The sequence below is a fragment of the Trichocoleus sp. ST-U2 genome (assembly GCF_039961875.1).
Taxonomy (GTDB): Bacteria; Cyanobacteriota; Cyanobacteriia; order Cyanobacteriales; family FACHB-T130; genus FACHB-T130.
Map to the genome: position 1 here is coordinate 1 of NZ_JAMPJY010000010.1, position 18,870 is coordinate 18,870.

General features: G+C 46.8%; 13 protein-coding genes and 1 pseudogene. 6 read left to right on the plus strand and 8 right to left on the minus strand.

What is annotated here, in order from left to right; all coding sequences use genetic code 11:
• Window positions 1-581: pseudogene (locus NC996_RS09175) on the plus strand (IS5 family transposase); the annotation flags it as partial.
• A gap of 247 nt (window positions 582-828) precedes the next feature.
• Window positions 829-1,407 (plus strand): hypothetical protein, encoded by a 579-nt coding sequence (locus NC996_RS09180; RefSeq protein WP_190689699.1) that lies wholly within the window; start codon window positions 829-831, stop codon window positions 1,405-1,407.
• 223 nt (window positions 1,408-1,630) lie between these two features.
• Here NC996_RS09180 and NC996_RS09185 read toward each other — a convergent pair whose 3' ends face one another.
• Window positions 1,631-2,212, minus strand: a complete 582-nt coding sequence (locus tag NC996_RS09185) for a TIGR00730 family Rossman fold protein (protein WP_190677397.1) — start codon at window positions 2,210-2,212, stop codon at window positions 1,631-1,633.
• 362 nt (window positions 2,213-2,574) lie between these two features.
• Window positions 2,575-5,148: a leucine--tRNA ligase gene (gene leuS, locus NC996_RS09190; protein WP_190689702.1), complete on the minus strand. Its 2,574-nt coding sequence runs from the start codon at window positions 5,146-5,148 to the stop codon at window positions 2,575-2,577.
• 433 nt (window positions 5,149-5,581) lie between these two features.
• On the opposite strand from leuS, the gene NC996_RS09195 reads away from it, so the two are divergent.
• Window positions 5,582-5,995 (plus strand): gamma-glutamylcyclotransferase, encoded by a 414-nt coding sequence (locus NC996_RS09195; RefSeq protein WP_190689706.1) that lies wholly within the window; start codon window positions 5,582-5,584, stop codon window positions 5,993-5,995.
• A gap of 56 nt (window positions 5,996-6,051) precedes the next feature.
• Here the strand turns inward: NC996_RS09195 and NC996_RS09200 are convergent, their stop codons facing one another.
• The 3 genes from NC996_RS09200 to NC996_RS09210 all read right to left on the minus strand — a co-directional run bounded on the left by NC996_RS09200 (window position 6,052) and on the right by NC996_RS09210 (window position 11,563).
• On the minus strand, window positions 6,052-6,615 hold the full coding sequence (locus NC996_RS09200) for a Fis family transcriptional regulator (protein WP_242030352.1): 564 nt from the start codon (window positions 6,613-6,615) through the stop codon (window positions 6,052-6,054).
• A 386-nt stretch (window positions 6,616-7,001) separates the two neighbouring features.
• A complete protein-coding gene (locus NC996_RS09205; protein ID WP_190432034.1) occupies window positions 7,002-7,661 on the minus strand; it encodes a sigma-70 family RNA polymerase sigma factor in 660 nt (219 codons plus the stop codon).
• Between the two features lie 281 nt (window positions 7,662-7,942).
• Complete coding sequence (locus tag NC996_RS09210; RefSeq protein WP_190689708.1) at window positions 7,943-11,563, minus strand: NB-ARC domain-containing protein; 3,621 nt, start codon at window positions 11,561-11,563, stop codon at window positions 7,943-7,945.
• 330 nt (window positions 11,564-11,893) lie between these two features.
• Between NC996_RS09210 and NC996_RS09215 the strand changes: the two genes are divergently transcribed.
• From NC996_RS09215 to NC996_RS09225, 3 genes are all read left to right on the plus strand, one after another.
• The gene (locus tag NC996_RS09215; protein ID WP_190689711.1) at window positions 11,894-12,805 is read left to right on the plus strand and encodes a peptidoglycan-binding protein; all 912 of its coding nucleotides are present in this window, start codon (window positions 11,894-11,896) and stop codon (window positions 12,803-12,805) included.
• Between the two features lie 216 nt (window positions 12,806-13,021).
• Window positions 13,022-13,981, plus strand: a complete 960-nt coding sequence (locus tag NC996_RS09220; protein ID WP_190689714.1) for a peptidoglycan-binding domain-containing protein — start codon at window positions 13,022-13,024, stop codon at window positions 13,979-13,981.
• Window positions 13,982-14,081: 100 nt separating this feature from the next.
• Window positions 14,082-14,975, plus strand: coding sequence for a hypothetical protein (locus NC996_RS09225; protein WP_190689717.1), 894 nt, complete (start codon window positions 14,082-14,084; stop codon window positions 14,973-14,975).
• 31 nt (window positions 14,976-15,006) lie between these two features.
• Here the strand turns inward: NC996_RS09225 and purU are convergent, their stop codons facing one another.
• The 3 genes from purU to NC996_RS09240 are packed head-to-tail and all read right to left on the minus strand — an operon-like array spanning window position 15,007 to window position 18,826.
• Complete coding sequence (purU, locus tag NC996_RS09230; RefSeq protein WP_190689719.1) at window positions 15,007-15,861, minus strand: formyltetrahydrofolate deformylase; 855 nt, start codon at window positions 15,859-15,861, stop codon at window positions 15,007-15,009.
• Window positions 15,858-17,033 carry a DUF4340 domain-containing protein gene (locus NC996_RS09235; RefSeq protein ID WP_339380508.1) on the minus strand — a complete coding sequence of 392 codons (1,176 nt, stop codon included), beginning with the start codon at window positions 17,031-17,033 and terminating at the stop codon, window positions 15,858-15,860. Before NC996_RS09235 ends, purU begins: the two co-directional genes overlap by 4 nt.
• On the minus strand, window positions 16,961-18,826 hold the full coding sequence (locus NC996_RS09240) for a Gldg family protein (RefSeq protein WP_190689726.1): 1,866 nt from the start codon (window positions 18,824-18,826) through the stop codon (window positions 16,961-16,963). The genes NC996_RS09235 and NC996_RS09240 overlap by 73 nt, the downstream gene beginning before the upstream one ends.
• Window positions 18,827-18,870: the final 44 nt, after the last annotated feature.

The following is an 18,870-nucleotide window of genomic DNA, read 5'->3' on the forward strand; positions in this document are numbered from 1 at the left end:
TTTTACTTTCGTCGTTGGCAGAAAACTGGAGTCTGGCAACAGATGAATCATCACCTGCGGCAAAAGGTTCGTCAACAAGTGGATAGAGACCCTCAACCAAGTGCAGCAATTGCGGATAGCCAGTCGGTCAAAACGACGGAAAAAAGGGGGAGGTGTACGGCTTCGATGGGGGTAAGTTAGTAAAGGGACGCAAGCGGCATATCATTGTAGACACGCAAGGGTTGCTGTTGAGTGTGGTGGTGACTGAAGCAAACGGTCAAGACCGAGTGGGAGCAGCAGCGGCATTGATGGAAGAAAGCTGTGACGCTTCTAGTTTGGAATTAATTTGGGTTGACCAGGGCTATAGTGGTCAACGCTTCGCTTGTACCGTAGCCAGTATTTGCTGTGCCGAGGTAGAGGTGGTCAAGCGTACAGAATCTGAGTTTAGGGTTTTACCAAGACGCTGGGTAGTAGAACGTACTTTTGGTTGGTTAGGACGTTATCGCCGTCTCAGTAAGGATTATGAACTACTGCCAGAGGTCAGTGAAGCCATGATTTATGGCGCTATGGTACGACTGATGCTCAGCCGTCTCGCCTCTTAATATCAACTTTATAAATCAGCTCTCAGGGCCGCTAGAGCAAAATATAAAGTCTATTCTAGGTGACATCACGCTTGGATCGGATCAACTGAAAACACTCTTGATGATTGTTTCCAAGAATGTAACAACTGATGGAGCCTGGTTCCTCGTTAACCATCCAAATAACCAATTCTTCAAGAGTAATAGCGAAATTCCACTCTGGCATATCGTTTGAGCAAGTTCTGCTGCACCAACTTTTTTCCCGCCTCATATGTTTGCTATCGGCAATCAACAGTATGAATTTGTTGATGGTGCTGTGAGTATGTTTAACAACCCATCTTTTCAGTTGTTTGTCGAAGCAACTCAAAAAGAATATGGGATTGGTTGGGAAACGGGTGCCGATAACCTCTTGCTGATTTCAATTGGTACGGGGTTCAGTAACCAGCCGATTAAGTTGGGTGAGGCAAAAAAATACACGCTGCTCAACTGGGCGGGCTATGCAATCGGAGACTTAATGGAAGACGCAAACGTAGAGCAGAACGTTTTAATGAAGCTGATTGGCTATACACCGAGATCGGAGCACATTAATCGTGAGCTGTCAGATGTTTCCGTACCCTCGATTAACGGGATGCAACAGTTAGAAACTGGTACCTCAAATGCTGAAACGTCTCCCCCTCAGCCGGTTGATGACTCCAACCGCAAGTTGCTCACCTATCACCGCTATACAACCTCATTTACAAAGAAACGCTTTGAGCAGTTGAAATTACCGCCAAACATCGACCCAAACTCAGTGACATCTATCGACTGCGTAGATCAAGTTGAAGCCTTAGTTTCCCCGTTCCAGCGCTGATGAGGGGGTGAAAGGGTGAGAGGGTGAGGAGGAGAATTTCACCCTCTGGGTTATTTCTGCCACCTTGGTCTAGTCCTCTTCTCTTTCCAACGCTCTAGCCCCACTCCCTAGTGCATCACGGCAGAAGTAAGTGATCAGTTGATATCACCCCCTCACCCCCTCATCCCCTCGTTTCCAGGAAGTGGTCAGTTACTTTGCTGTCGCTGCACTAGCGCCTTCTTGGTCAAGTCTCGTTAAGACCAATCCACTTATCGATTAAGAGCGGTTGATATCCAGCCAGCGTATCAAGCAGTAGCATCGGTTCCTGCTCTTCCAGCACAAGCGAACGGTGCTGAGGACGCAAAAACGCTTCGCCAACTGCGCGATCGAAGAACGCAATCAGGTGGTCATAATAACCCTCGATATTCAGCAGACCGCATGGCTTTTGGTGTATGCCTAGTTGTGCCCAAGTCAGCACCTCGCAAAATTCCTCAAACGTTCCATAGCCTCCTGGTAGTGCCACAAAAGCATCCGACAGTTCTGCCATTAAGGCTTTGCGCTCGTGCATTGAACCAACAACTCGCAGATCGGTTAGACCCCTGTGAGCAATTTCCTTGTCCACTAAGGCTTTAGGAATCACACCAATGACCTCACCTCCTGCTGCTAGTGCCGCATCGGCAACTATTCCCATTAATCCAACATTTCCACCACCGTAGACTAGACTAATTCCTCGGAGTGCTAGCGCTTCACCCATTTGCTGGGCTGCCTCCGCGTAGGCGGGTCGTAAGCCTTTATTGGAACCGCAAAAAATGCATACGCTTTTCATCCCGATCGCTACCCCAACTCCTAATAAACCTTACCAAAACATTTGATGTGACATCGTGCCTTGCGTAACACCAAATTCTCTTATCCCAGACACTTGAGTACTTCATCCAGCTGACTCACCTGAATGGGTGATTTTTAGACTTGCAACCAGTTTTATCAAAACTTTCTTCTGATTCCAGAGCAATCTAGTCCAGAGCAAGATTGGTCAGGCAGCTGCTGAAGAACAAGTTTCGCCCAAAGACTTTGAGAAGTTCAAGCACGAAGATTATTGAAGAAGACTGGAAGCTTTGATAATTGAATGGAATTGCGATCGCACTCTTTTTCTGAACCGAGATGGCAAGAGGGCGATCGCGTAGTCTCTTTTCAACCCACCACAAAATTCACTAACTTTCCAGGCACTACAATCACCTTTTTAATTTCCTTGCCTTCGATGAACCGCTGAGCAACTTCTGACTCGCGGGCATACTGTTCTAAAGCTTCCCGATTCGCATCAGCGGGCACTTGAATCGCCCCACGGGTTTTGCCCATGACTTGAATCACCAGCGTGATTTCATCGACCACCAAGGCAGCCGGATCGACGGTAGGCCAAGTTTGGGTGTGTACCGAATCGCTGTGACCGATTGTGTGCCACAGTTCTTCAGCAATGTGAGGGGCAAAGGGAGCCATCAAGTGAATCAGAGTTTCTATCCCTTCGGCATATACTGGCGAGTCTTTGCATTTGGCGTCAGCTAAAGCATTGCTCAACTTCATTAACTCGGAAATTGCTGTATTGAATTGATACTCGCCTTCTAAATCTTCCGTAACGGCTTGAATCGCACCGTGAATTGCCCGTCGCAAGTCTTTTTCGCCCTTATTCATCTCCCCGCCTTTGTCAGGGGAGCTAGAGGGACTCTGTGCGACAAATTCTGCCACCAGTCGCCAGACGCGGTTGAGGAAGCGAAATTGTCCTTCAACGTCGGCATCATCCCATTCCAAATCTTTTTCTGGGGGTGCCTTGAACAAGATAAACATCCGCGCTGTATCTGCCCCGTACTTGGCGAGGACTTCCTCTGGATCGATGCCGTTGTACTTCGACTTGGACATCTTTTCATAGAAGACTTGCAACGGTTCGCCCGTTTCTGGGTCTTTTGGATCGGCTGGGTCTACCTGTGCCCCTGGAATGTATTTGTCAGTGACAGGATTTTTGTAAGTAGTGCCCTGCACCATGCCCTGAGTTAGCAGGCGTTGGAAGGGTTCGTCAAAGTTTAAAAGACCGCAGTCTCTCAAAACCTTGGTAAAAAACCGCGAGTACAACAAGTGCAAAATCGCGTGTTCAATCCCGCCCACATACTGGTCTACGGGCATCCAGTCATTGGTTTTTGCTGGGTCGAAAACTTGCTGTTCGTTCTTCGCATCGGGATAGCGCAAGAAATACCACGACGAATCAATAAATGTATCCATCGTGTCCGTCTCCCGCTTAGCTGGGGTGCCGCAAGCGGGACAAGGGACATTGACAAAAGCTTCCATCTGAGCCAACGGAGACGCCCCGCGACCCGTGAATTCTACCTCTTCCGGCAATCGAACCGGCAAGTCTTCATCCGGCACCGGCACCGTACCGCAGCTGGGACAGTGAATTGCCGGAATGGGTGCCCCCCAATAGCGTTGCCGCGAAATTAACCAATCCCGCAGGCGATACTGCACCCGCGCTTTCCCCCAACCCTCTTTTTCCGCGTACTCAACAATCCCTGTCTTCGCTTTAATTGAATCCATCCCATTAAATTGGTCTGAATTCACCACAATTCCTGGTTCGGTATAAGCCTCCTGTAGAGATGCGATATTTCCCGTCTCTACATCATCTCCTGGCGGCACAATTACAACCTGAACGGGGAGATTCTGCTCCTTAGCAAACCGGAAGTCCCGCGTGTCGTGGGCTGGAACACCCATCACCGCGCCAGTTCCGTACTCGTACAATACATAATCGGCAATCCAGATGGGAATCTCTTCTCCCGTAAAAGGATTCATCGCCTTCCCGCCAGTCGGAATACCGCGCTTTGGCTTATCCTCTGCGGTGCGTTCCAATTCGCTTTGTTGGGCGACTTCTTGGATAAATACTTCTACCGCCTCTTCTCGGTCTGGAGTTGTCACTTTGGCAGTAAAAGGATGTTCTGGCGCTAGCACCACGTAAGTCACGCCATAGACGTTATCGGGACGAGTGGTGAAAACCCCAATTTTTTCATCCAACCCGACAATCGGAAATTCTAGGTAAGCGCCAGTGGATTTACCAATCCAGTTCGCCTGCATCAACTTGACTCGTTCGGGCCATCCGCTCAATTTGTCCAAATCGTTGAGCAATTGCTCGGCGTAGTCGGTAATTTTTAGGAACCACTGCCGCAACATTTTCCGTTCGACTTTGGCACCGGAACGCCAAGATTTGCCCTCGCTATCGACTTGTTCATTTGCCAGCACCGTCTGGTCGATGGGGTCCCAATTAACGGCGGCTTCTTTTTGGTAAGCCAGTCCGGCTTTTAAAAACTGCAAGAAGATCCACTGCGTCCACTTGTAATAATCCGGCGAACAGGTAGCAACTTCGCGGTTCCAGTCAATTGAAAGCCCTAACTGCTGCAATTGATGCCGCATCTGAGCAATATTTTGATAAGTCCATTTTCCGGGAGCAATACCCCGGTCAATAGCGGCATTTTCGGCTGGCAAACCAAAGGCATCCCAACCCATCGGATGGAGTACGCGATACCCTTGCATCCGCTTGAGTCGGGCAATCACATCCGTGATGGTGTAGTTGCGGACGTGTCCCATGTGCAGGCTGCCCGATGGATAGGGGAACATGGACAGAGCATAGAACTTGGGCTTAGTGCTATCTGTGGGGGTTTGATCTAAGCTTTGTTCTGCCCAAGTCTGTTGCCACTTTTCCTCGATTGCTGCTGGGTTGTAACGGGACTCCACGGAAAAAACTCCTGCGGGATTAGTAATCGTGTTTGCCTCAATATTCTGACACAACTGTTCACCATAGTCTGGACGGTAGGCTACACTATCGATTTAAATTTTTCTATCTTTTGCTGACGCTGAAGATATCCACATCCTACGCAGATAGGAGCTGAACTGCACTAAGGATAATCAGTGTTTATTGCAATCCTATTTGAGTGAGTGGATATTTTTTGAAAAAACTGCGTTTGCGGAGCCTGCGTTTTGCCCTTAGAACCCACTAGCGATCGCGTTGCCATGCTCGAAGGACGATAGCCTATATGTATTAGCGATATAGAACGTGAAAAAAGAGTAAGAATAGGAGTTAATAAATCATTTTAAATTACGTTACGGTGTTAAGTAAGAGTAATATTTTTTTAGCAGCAATCTTTTACATATCTATAGCAAGTAGATTTTGAGTAATTTACAAGTTTTTGTTTACGGCACTTTGAAACCGGGAGAGTGCAATTACGAGCGATACTGTGCTGGAAAGGTAATGGAAGAAAAAAGAGCGATCGCATTCGGCGAACTTTTTTCCCTCCCAGCAGGGTATCCCGCGATGCTCCCTGGCAATGCAAAAATTCACGGGTTTTTACTCACGTTTCCCGATTCAACTGTGCTACAGACACTTGATAAGCTGGAAGGTTATGACCTTAGCCGTCCAGAAGCACAAAATGAATATAACCGGCATCAAATTGAGACCTATAAACCATCTGGGCAGCCACTAGCAATAGCTTGGGCTTACTTGATGAGCGTTGATCGGGTTAGACGCCAAAAAGGGATTCTGCTGACCTCTGGATGGTGGAGCCGCTTAAAAAACAATGAGTGATGAGTTCATTCCAAAACTCATCACTCATTGCTCAATATTTTTTAAGTCAAAGCGGATTAATTCTGATATCCCTTGGCGTCAGATCCATCTACTGATGGCTTCACAAATTTTTCTGGAGCCGCGACTGCTGCTTTGGGAATCTCCACTGCGGGATGATTCAGGGCAACCATCAAAGGCTCTGCTGCTGTCTCTGAAATGGGAGCTTTTGCTAGTTGGGGACTCAGGGAGTGATTACCCGGAAGAATTCCTGACAAAGCGCCGACAAACAAAGCTGCGATCGCTGCGCCACCCCATGCAGCAACCCGTTGGGAGCGGCGGCGGTTGATGCGTCCGAAAACTTGATTAACAGCCTGTTCTGCTGATTGCTCGGACTCTGGAACGGGAATTGTTTGTAAACCCTGGCGTAATTTCACCAGTCTGGTATACAAACACTGCATTTTGGGGTCACTTTTAAGCCATTCCTGAACTTGTTTGCGCTCGTCAGCGGTTACTTCACTATCTAAGTAGGCACTGAGCAATTCAAAGCGATCGCGTTGCAAAATATCCATCTCCTTAGAGACTTGTGCGTTTGCAGGGCACCGCTGTCCAGAATCCTTACGATTGTTCAAATCAGAGGTCATTTTCACATCACCAGCAAGTCACACAATAGGAAAGCAGAGCAGTCACTAATCTTTGCCACATTCAGTATATACGTAGAAACTTGTATTTCATTACAATCTTAACTGTTTTGCCAAGAAGTAAAACACAAGTAATGGGGAGCTGACTTAATCCGTGACAACCAAGGGTGGACTTAACTATTTATGCTTAGTCTAGTTTTTAGCAAGCGATCGCACCCAGTAAAAATCTACCCTTTTTTCACGACCTATCTGAAATCGTTTCTTGGAAGCCACACCTTGCAGCACTTCAGCGAACAAGGAAGGCTATCCTACTGCTTTAAAGATAATCGGCAACCCCGGAGGTACGAATCCACCGAATAGCTGAAACCAGATTCTATCCCTAAGTTAGATTAATTTCCGTCTAGGTAGTTTTGCAGCTGAGATTGCAGACGCTGACGCGCTCTAGCAATTCTAGATTTTACCGTTCCCAGGGAGACACCTGTGATTTCGGCAATTTCTTCATAAGCCATGCCTTCGATTTCTCTCAGGACGATGGTAGTGCGAAACACCTCTGGCAGATCGGCGATCGCTTCATGCAGCTGCTCATAAAATTCCCGCGTCGTCATGTCTTCGTCGGGACTTGGATTGTCAGATGCAATTTCCCAATCCATTTCGCCGTCATCCATCAGGCGAGGTGCATCTAACGACAGCGGATGAGACACCCGTTTGCGTTTACGCAGCTCATCATAAAACAGGTTCGTGGCAATCCGGCTCAACCATCCCCGGAACTTGACTGGCTCCTGCAACCGCTTAATATTGCGGTAAACCCGAATCCAGACTTCTTGAGCTAAATCTGCCCGATCCTGCCAATCTGGAGCCAGATGGTACAAAATCTTATCGACATGAGACTGATACCGGCGCAAAAGTTCGGCAAAGGCAGCGCGGTCAGGACGCAGCCCCGCCTGACAATGCAGAATTAGATCGTAGTTTGACAGTTTTTCAGGTTGCACCGGCGCTTGAGAAACCGTTGCTTCAGCTGTTGACCAGGATACAGGAATCGATTGAGTCATGGATGGATATAGGGGTTAAAACATCCTAACCCTCCAAGACGCTGCCACTTTGACAATGGTTCCCGCTTGCGGCGGAATGCTAAATGGCGTTCTACACCAATGTAGCGAATCGAAGGATCAACGTCGGGAGTTATTCATATAAATACGAACTTGTGACACTCCATCCGGAAAAGCAGGGCTTTCCAGGCAGAGGGGCAAAGGCGATTTAGGAGAAAGTCATTTCTAGTCGGAGTTACAGGCGAATATAATTACACCCAGGATTGCAGAAGATGAGGAAAATATCATTCCAACGCTACTGCCCCCAGCGCTTTCAGGGTCGCTTTCTGCGCGTCTGTTAAACCTGTAACGCCAGTAATATTCATACCTTCGTAGGGTCTTTCACTTCTCAAGGTGTTCACGCATTCGCCTGTCGCTACATCCCAAAGCTTAATCATTTCATCTTGCCCAGCACTCGCGAGTATTTGTCCATCTGGACTGAAGACAACTGACCAAACTCCATTGGTATGTCCCTGCAACGTTTTCAAGCATTGCCCTGTACTGACATCCCACAACCTGACAGTATGGTCATCGCTAGCACTCGCGAGAATTTGACCATCTCGACTAAAGGCAACAGACCAAACCCCGTTGGTATGCCCTTGCAAAGTTTTCAAACATTCACCGCTACTGACATCCCACAACCTGACAGTCCGGTCATCGCTAGCACTCGCGAGAATTTGACCATCTCGACTAAAGGCAACAGACCAAACCCCGTTGGTATGCCCTTGCAAAGTTTTCAAACATTCACCGCTACTGACATCCCACAACCTGACAGTGCGATCTCCACTCCCAGTCGCCAAAGTTTTCCCTTCCGGGTCAAACACAACTGACCAAACCCAGTTAGTAAACTCCTGCAAAGTTTTCAGACATTCACCGCTACCGACATCCCACAACCTGACGGTACGGTCGCCACTGCTACTAACCAGAGTCTTACCTTGAGGACTAAAAGCAACTGACAATACCCAGTTGGTATGCCCTCGGCATATTTTGAGGCATCGACCGCTACTGACATCCCACAGCCTGATAGTGCGATCGCAGCTAGCAGTAGCCAAGGTTTTACCTTGAGGAGTAAAGGTAACTGACAACACCCAGTGACTATGCCCCTGCAAAGTTTGTAGAGACGTTGTATGCAGGGTCTTTACACCATCCGAAACATTCCACAACTTCACTGTAGCGTCACCACTACCACTCGCTAAGGTCTTACCTTGAGGACAGAAGGCGACCGATCGCACTCGATTCGTGTATCCCCATAGAGTTCTCAAAACTTGACCCATGTGGACATCCCATAACTTTACCGTTCGGTCGTCACTGCCACTCGCTAAGGTACGACCATCGGGACTAAAGGCAACTGACCAAACCTGACTCGCGTGTCCTTGCAAAGTTTTAAGGCATTGTCCGGTAGTGGTATCCCACAGCTTTACTGTCTGGTCGTGACTGCTACTCGCTAGGGTACGACCATCAGGACTCAAAGCAATTGATTGCACTAAAGAAGTATGTCCCTCCAAAGTTTTGTAGGGGCGAGTTTGAAACTCGCCCCTACTCTTACTGACATCCCACAACTTTACAGTGCAATCATCGCTGCCAGTGGCTAAGGTGCGACCATCAGGACTAAAAGCAATTGACTGTACCCAATGAGTATGTCCCTCCAAGGTTTTGTAAGGGTGAGTTTCAAACCCTCTGCTCCCCGTGCTAACATCCCATAACTTTACAGTGCAGTCATTACTGCCAGTGGCTAAGGTGCGACCATCGGGGCTAAAGGTAACTGTACGAACTAAACTCCCGTGTCCCTGCAAAGTTTTTAAAACTTCACCCGTGTGGACATCCCATAGCTTAATCGTTCTATCATCACTGGAACTCGCTAAGATTTGACCATCTGGGCTAAAGGCAATTGACCAAGCCCAACTGCTATGACCTTCCAAAGTTCTCAGGCACTTACCGTCACGGACATCCCACAGCTTCACCGTTCGGTCGTCACTGGAACTGGCTAAGATTTGACCATCCGGGCTAAAGGCGATTGACAGTATCCAACGGAGATGACTTTTACAGGTCAAAAGTGGCTTCATATCTGAAACTTGCCACAGGTGAATCTCGCCAGTCTCACCTGCTGTAGCTAAAAGTTTTCCATCTGGACTAAAGGCAACTGACAAAATGCTGCCGAAGGTTTCAGTAAAAACTGATTTAGCTAAATCGGCATTCTGGAAATTAACATAATGTAAACTTACATTCCTCAGATAAGCTTGCCAAACAGTTAGATAGGAAAGATCGTAACCACTTAAATCTGTCTGTAGTTGACAAAGTAGATTGAGAAGATTTCCCCCTACATATCCTGGTTCTATAGGCAAATTATCTCGCAATGTGAATAAAGTTTTAGATAAACAATCTATAATCTTGTTTTCGTACCGAAAGATAGCCGTCAACCTATCTAGCAGTGGTTGAACTATAAAGTGTAACTGAGCGTCTCTAATGTAGTCTTTTGTTTGAGCCTTAATGAGAGCATAGCTGTTGAATAATTTTATTTGTTTGTTTTTAATTTCTTCGCAGACCTGCTCAATTAAACGGTTGATCATATATTCCATAACCGCAGGCTGTTGCGTAAAAGTTGCTGATTTTTTCTCTATCAGCGATCGCCGTTGTAGAGATTCCAGCGCTTCCAATAGTTCACGTTGCGATACTGGTGGTACAATATCCTCTCGCAGTTCTAGTAGCGAAACCCACTCTCGATTGATTGCCAGCCAGTACATAATCTGCTTTTCTAAAGTACACAAGCGATTAAACTGATGGTCTAAAAGATCCCAAATATCACCAAAAACTGATGTGCCTTGTTCTAGAAATTGAGAAATATTACCATCAAATAACTCTTGAATAGTCGTAGCAACTATCTTCAAGGCTAGTGGATTGCCTCGATAACGAGTCATTAGGAGTTTTAGCTCTTCTTCTGAAACTAAGAAACCTTTGGCATGAAAAATTTTATACCCTTCTACTTCTGTCAAACCAGCTAGTTGCATAGCTCTAACTGGCAATGTTTTGCCTTCCTTGGATGCTATTCCTTTGGGTTTCTCCCGACTGGTTAGCACCAAGCAGCTTTGATGGTTTGTTTCTGCCACACATCTTAATAGCTGTCCATAACCCTCGTATTCTTCTCGGTAATGTCCAGCGCGATCGCCCTCACGTAAAATCAACTCAACATTATCCAGTACCAGCAGACAGCGCGATGAGCGTAAATACTCAATCAGCCGCGATACTTTACCGTCTACGGTTTCTGGTAAATCAGTTTCTTGTTGGTTGGATAGGAATTTGATGATGTCTGCCAGAATATCTTGAACGGGTGGGGCATTGCGGAGACTTCGCCAGATCAGATAATCAAACTCATTGTGAATTTGTTCTACCAGCTTCACAGATAGAGAAGTTTTACCAATACCGCCCATGCCCAGTAATGCTACTAGACGACAGCGATCGCTCACGATCCACTGTTCTAGGGTGGCGAGTTCTTCTGTGCGTCCATAGAAAAGCGATACATCAACCGCTTCTCCCCAATCTTGACGTTTATGAGCGATCGCTATTAAAGGAGCAATCGAATTAGACACCACTTCTGGCATCTGCTGCAATGACAAGACGCGGCGCGAATACCCCTTCAAGACTGACTGCAAATTATTTTTTGTTACCTTCTCTCCAAATGCCTCTGAGAGTAACTTCCACAACTTAGAACCAGCATCCCTAACATAGCCAGGATCGTAAGTATTTTTTTTTGCAATCTCCTCGTAAGACTGCCCTTCCCAAGATTCCTCAAAGACGATTTTTTGAACTTTGTTTAAGCGTCTTTGAGCTAGAACGCTCTCTACAATTTCTAGCGCTTCTTCAACAGTCATTTAATTAAAACTTGCCTCAGAAGTAAATTTGAGCGATTTTAATCCGACAAATAAGAGGTCGTAGCTGCATTGCCCGATTTAGGTCGCTAAGGAATCTAACTTCAAATACTCTCTTAAGGATTACGTGTAAAAGCTTGGAATTCCCTCTATTAAATCAGTCCTGGCTTTTTGTATACGAGATTGCCAGTATATATTCTGCCATTTTTATAACATTTATCTGACATCGATATGACACTTCTCATGACATTTTCCGACTGTCAAGCCTAGTACGGAAAGCTTAACTTGGGCTTATGCACAAACGAAAACCTTGGTCAAGCAAAAGGAGAAGCAATGCGATTTACAGAAGTGAAAGATACTTATCAGCAACTTTGGCGCACCGTTCAAATAACTGATTTAAGCGCCACTGATGCAGTTGTTTCTAAGATTATGTCCAACCGAGGTCGATACGAACAGGCGCAGCGCGAAAGTGGTGTGTGGTGGCCAGTCATTGCTGCTATTCATAGTCTTGAAGCTTCGCTTTCCTTCAATGGACATCTCCACAACGGCGATCCCCTCAGTTCTAGAACTAGGAACGTTCCAGATGGAAGACCAATTTTAGGATCTCCTCCCTTTACCTGGGAAGAGTCGGCGGCTGATGCTTTGGCAATGAAACGCACAGATGAGGTCAATTTCTTAGATACTCCGGAAGAAATTCTTTGGTACTGCGAGAGATATAACGGCTGGGGTTATCAGACAGGTGCAGGACGCAACTCGACACCGCCACGACGTTCGCCTTATCTTTGGTCTAAGACTAATCACTGGACTAAAGGTAAGTTCACCGCAGATGGTCGCTTCGATCCAAATGCAGGTTCTTTGCAGGTAGGAGTCGCTGCCATCCTCAAGCGAATCGAACACCTCGGACATATCAGCTTCGATCCAGTACAACCTGCTGTACCGCCACTGACGAAAGGGCAACGACCGATCCTCCGCTTTGGTGACAAAGGGTTTTGGGTGGGTGTTGCTCAACATACAGTTAATGGCTGTGGGTTTGAGCCTCTCACTGTTAATAACGATTTTGATTCAGCAACAGAGCGCATCATCATGAAGTTTCAAAGAAGCGTGGGACTGAATGACGATGGTGATGTAGGACCGCTGACTTGGGCGGCGCTGGATGCACACAAGAAGCTACCAGGTTGGACGCCATTGAGCGGTTCTTCACAGCCAGCATCGACAACTCCTGTTGCAGCAGCACCCATCCTTTGAATAGTCCTAAGAACTTAGTCCAAAGATCGCTTAGCCATTTTTAGGAATAAAACTCGCCAGAAATAGCGCAGTGGTTTTTGGATATTCCTTCCGCCTTAAGTACAAACTTTGCAATTGATTAAAGCGTTAATCCCAGAGCGTTGATTAGGGATTTAACGCTTGCTGACTATCTTTTTTTAGCACTCATATCACCTATTCTTTTGGAGGTTTAGAGCCATGCGTTTGCAAACTTTCTACCAGGCCCGACTAAATAACCAAAGTGTGGACTATGGCATCGAAGCGATCGCTGCTGACGAAGAATTAGCCACACATATTCAAGAGGTTTTAATTTGGCTTAAGTTTCTCGATCCACCTACTGATGGCAAGTTTGGTCCGATTTCTTCTAACGCTCTGATTGAGTTTCAGGATGCAATGAAGTCGTCTGAGCCAGCAGTGGCTGAGGAAAGAGGGTTTCTTGGGTTAGTAACAGCCAGGTTATTGATTGAAACTCCTCCCTCAGTCGTCCCTAAGCCTGAAGTGGATCTAACCAAAAATAATTTGGAAGCCCGCATCATCCGCTATATGTTGAAAATGAACTACCGCGTTTCGGTAGGACCGCAAAGGTACAACATTGTTTATGTTGAGGACCTGGATGCGGACGGCAGCCTAAATAGCGATGCTCCCAATCATTTCAACGACCGCCGCATGGTGATTGAGATTCCGAATGAAGTGCCAATTCTCAGGCAAAACTGGGAAGGAACCACAGAACCCGGTACTGCTTACACCCTGAATCCAATGAAAGGACGAGCCAAAGAATTCGGAGCCGCTCGGATTGCTTTTGGGCAGTATAAAGCCTGGAAAGTCGGTACTCATTGGGGTAGTGGTGCTGAGCCACATGAAGCCTTGGAGCAGGTGTCACCCGTCTCCGTTTACCGGGACAAAAACAAAGACTTTATTCGTAAAGGCGACTTTCTGGACACAGGGATGTTTGACATCAATCAGCACTATGGGTTTGACTATCCGCGCAATGACATCGGCTACGCTGGTGCTGGTTGTCTTGTAGGACGCACCCGGCAAGGTCACAGGGATTTTATGGCACTGATTAAGCAGGATAAGCGTTACCAGCTCAATAAAGAATACAGATTCGTGACAACAATCATTCCCGGAGATGACTTAGTGAAGCAGTTCCCAGGCTAGCTATTAGGGCGATCGCTGCCCACCTTAGCAAATTCCGTTAAAAGCTTGCGTAGCGATCGCATACCTTCTTTAAAAATTTTGTATCTTATAAGGTTAAAAAATGACGTTAGCAGACAATTCCGAAAATCCTAAGGTAGAGACAAACTCATCTGTCCAAACTAGCATAGTAAATCCTCCTCCGAATAGGAGCGGATTCCGCGAATTTTTCTGGAATACATTTAAGGGGAAGCAGAATCAACAACCAACTCTTTTAGGACATTTTTTAATTACAAGCGGTTTGCTAACCCTAATTGGACTTGGTTACTTTTCGCTGGAGTGGGAAGCAGATAAAACAGCAAATAATTGGCTAAGTCCTCAAAAAGAACTTACCCCAGTTGATAATGGTTTAAAACCCAGCGCCTCTGACAGAGCCAGACTAACCGAACAACTTAATGAAATTCAGTCACGAATTAATCGATATTCGGCGATGATGGTCTTTTTCTACAAGCACTACTACATCTCAATTTCCCTGACCTCAGCTTCTGCTTTAGTGGCTGGAATTTGTTTGTTTTTTATTAGTAAGGTAGGATGGGAGAAAGCAAATAATGGTTTAATTAATGTTTTTATTGTTACTTCTAGTGCTGTAATTTATTTCGGAGATTTACCGGGAATTTTTAAGCATGATGAAAGTAGCGCAGCAAGTCGGGATTTATATCTGGAACATATTTCTTTAAGAAACGAGGTACGCAGCTACTTAGCTACTGGTGGAACTATTGGTGGCGATCCGGAAAAACCCGATGCGTTTAGTCCCACGGAAACGAGTCGCTTTATTCATTATGTAGACAAGAAAATGGCTGAATTAAATAAAATTCCCATTGGCTTTGATGCTACGCGCATTACTGGTATTGAACGTAATTTAGAGAGATTAACTATTCCGGAAAAGGTTACATCTTCGCCTAAAGTCGTGCCAACTAAAAAGCCTATAGCTTCGCCTAAGCCTTTGCCAACTCAATAGTAAAATCCTTGCACCCTTTAAGTGCGATCGCTTACTCAAAGACTACTGTGCGATTCCCGTATACCAGCACGCGATTTCGCAAGTGCGATCGCACTGCTCTCGCTAATACCACTCGCTCTAAATCTTTGCCTTTGCGAATCAAATCGTCAACCTCATCTCGATGGCTGACTCGCACTACATCTTGCTCAATAATGGGGCCTGCATCCAAGTCGGCGGTGACATAGTGAGCCGTTGCACCGATAATTTTGACGCCGCGTTCGTAGGCTTTATGGTAGGGATTAGCTCCTACAAATGCAGGTAAGAATGAGTGATGAATATTAATAATTTGCGGAAATTGACTAATAAAATCAGGGCTGACGACTTGCATATATTTTGCCAGCACAACTAAATCAATGTTGTATTGCCGCAGTAATTCTAATTGTTTGGCTTCCTGCTGTGATTTTGTTTCTTTGGTAATCGGAATGTGATGATAGTCGATGCCAAATTGAGCGGCTACATCTTGTAAATCGGGATGGTTGCTGATAATTAGTGGAATTTCGGCGGAGAATTCTTTTGCTCTATGACGCCAAATTAGGTCAAAGAGACAATGATCTTGTTTGCTTACCCAGATGGCAATACGGGGTACTGTGTCGGAAAAGTGCAGCTGCCAGTTGGCTTGTAAAGGTTGCGCGATCGCGTTAAATGCTGGACCAATCAACTCACGCGGTAGATTAAAATCTTCTAACTGCCACTCAATTCGGGTGAGAAATAACCCAGCCGCAAAATCGGTGTGCTGATCGGCATGAATAATATTACCGCCATTAGCGTAGATAAAATTAGCAATTTTTGCCACCAATCCTCGTCGATCGGGGCAGGAAACTAGCAGCGTTGCGGTGGGGCTGTTCATGGTGAGAGAGAGGGGCTAGGCTGAGGTGACTTTTCGGTTTTTGAAGTCTCAGTTTTACTATTTTTTGGTGAAGGAGAGGGGCTGGGCTGAGGTGACTTAGCGGGTATTGCTTTGTCTGGTTTTTTGTCTAAAGTATCTTTCTGACTTGCTGGGGAAGGAGAAGGAGTCGGCTTATCTGACTTAGACGGTGTTGCTTTTTCAGCAGGCTGGTTTTTAGTAGTTTTTGGAGAGGGGGAGGGACTAGGTTTATTTGACTGAGAGGGTGTTGCTTTGTCTGAGTTTTTGCCGGAAGTATCTTTCTTAATTTCCGGGGAAGGAGAAGGACTCGGCTGAGGTGACTGAGAGGGTGTTGCTTTGTCTGAATTTTTGCCGGAAGTATCTTTTTTACTTGCTGGAGAAGAAGACGGACTCGGCTGAGGTGACTGAGAGGGTGTTGCTTTGTCAGAGGTTTTATCCGGACTATTTTTTTGAACCGCTTCCTTGGCTTTCCATTCTGACAGAGGACGTTTTACACCATACTCAAAGTCTATCGGGACTAAAAGCACCTCTAGCTGCTGAGGGGTCTGTGCAGGGGGGTCAACTTGAGCATACAAGAAACTACTATTGAAGTTAGGCTTACCCAAAATTATCTGATGAGTTTGCTGATTATTTAGCCTTACTTCTACCGTCGCTTGGGGTTTGTCGAGTCCATATTCTTGTAGCTGGTTAGGGAAGATGGAGAGGGTGCGATCGCTCTTGCCATCTACCAGTAAATTTAGCAAGTATGAAACAGATGGATCGCTGGCTGGGACGTCGCTGGGCGATTTCATCTGCCATTGAGAAATACTCGTCTTGTCCACAGCTTCCTGCGTGACTCGCTCAAACTTCAAGGTTTGTTCCTGACTTTTAACTGTCAAAGCCTGTATCTGGTCTTTTTCAAAAGAAAAGATTTCCTTTTGTTTTGCCTGTGCTGCTTCTCGCTGGGGGGCACCTTTAATTTCATAAAAATAAACGAATCCCCCCAAACTCAGCGCCAACAATATCAGAATCCAAGTTGTTCGTTTTAGCTTCATAATCAACACGCGAGTTGATTTTAGATTAAATCCAAAATCTGAAATTACTAACGTCTGAACCACCAAACCAGTCCGGCTGTAAGGAACCCGATTAAGGGCATAATCAACACAGCTATCCAACCCACTAGATTGGCTTGGTCTTGGGACAAGTTGATGCGACGGTCTTTTACTTCTTTGGGACGGATGGATAAAAGTTGCTCATCCTGTTTGCTTAACCAGCTGACGGAGTTGAGGAATACATCTCCATTGAGTTGCTGCTCGAATAAACCATCGCTAGCAAAATCAGAATTACCGAGGACAACTAGACGGGATTCTGCTGGTTTTTGGTCAGCATTTGCCGTCTTTGCCGGTGAGTTGGTTGGGCTTGGGGACGCGCTAGGGCTAGCAGTTGCGGTTGGGCTGGGAGAAGCTGATGTCGTCGCCGTTGGAGTTGGGGACGGGCTGGGGCTAGTAGTTGCGGTTGGGCTGGGAGAAGCTGATGTCGTCGCCGTTGGAGTTGGGGACGGGCTGGGGCTAGCAGTTGCGGTTGGGCTGGGAGAAGCTGATGTCGTCGCTGTTGGGCTTGGGGACGCACTGGGGGTGGGGCTAGCGGTTGCTCCTGGAGTCGCCCCTGGAGTTGCTGTTGGAGTTGGGGATGGTGCAGACACACTTTGGGGAGGATAGACGCGACTTAGGGCGACGCCGAGAATTAAAGGCCCTTGGCGATCGCTTTCGGGATCAAACTGCAAGCGATCGCTTTCGGGATTGCTCTCAGCCCAACTCTGGTCATTTGTCACCAGCAAAGGCGTCGCCTGGATACCGGCGATGGGAGTCACTTCAATCGGTCGTGCAAACGGGTAGAAAGAACGACCATCCTGAAAATCTTTCGTAATCGGATGTTGACCGTAGCGCGTCACCATAATCACCGCCGGACTCAGTCCCGCCTGACCGCCGGACAAGTCAATGGCAAGACGATTATCCAGCCTCACGCCCCAATCTTTAAGCAAGTTATCCAGACCGGGATTGGTATTCCGGTCTACCATCACCAGTAGCCTACCGCCGCGCTTCAGGTAATCGCTCAAAGCGGTGACTTCAGCTGCAAACAGTGCCCGTTTGGGGCCAGCAATGACGATGAGGTCAGCATCTTGGGGGATTCCTGGAGTTTTCGCCAAATCTAGGGGTTGAGTGGTGTAGCTTTTCTCTCCTAGGCTAGTCACCGCCTGAGAGATGCTTCCTTGCGCCGCTTGTAAGGGCCGTTCGCCGTGACCTTGGAGGAAGTAAACCTTGCCAACGCGATCGCTCGTAATTTGGGCGATCGCATTCGTCACCACTGTTTCTGAAAGGCTCTCCCCGCGCTGCGGATTCACTGTCTGGATGAGCTTTCGTCGTCCCTCCGATTCCAGATAAACTTCCCCTAGAGATTGAAGGTTAAACCTTTGAGCCAGTCCGGGTCGCAGTTGCGGATCGACAAATTCAAAACTAAATTGAGAGCCATATCGTCGGTAATTTTCCAACAATTGTTGGTCTTGAGGATTCGGATTTTCTTCAAATACCCACAACTTGACTGGCTGCGATAAATTTTGCACTAATTGCTGCGACTGGGGGGCAAGGGTAAATAGCTGATTTTCCGTTAAATCCACTCGCACAACACGGCGAACACCCAGAAAATTAATCAGCCCCAAAATCACCAAAACCGCCAGTGTTGCTGCTAGAGCATTGGTTCCCGCCTGAGTTGACCGGCGTCCCCAAAAGCCATTTGGCGAACCGCCCAAAGATAGCAGCCATAACCCAATAATTACAACTCCAGCAACGATTAAACCTACGGGCACAGAACCCCAGCTACTGGATACCAATCCAGCAACTAGACCCGTAATTGTTAGAACTGGGCCAAGCAAAAAGAGATATTTTAAATACTTCCAATTAATGGTTTTCATGTTGGCTAATCAGTAATTGGTAATTGGTAATTGCTGCCAATAGA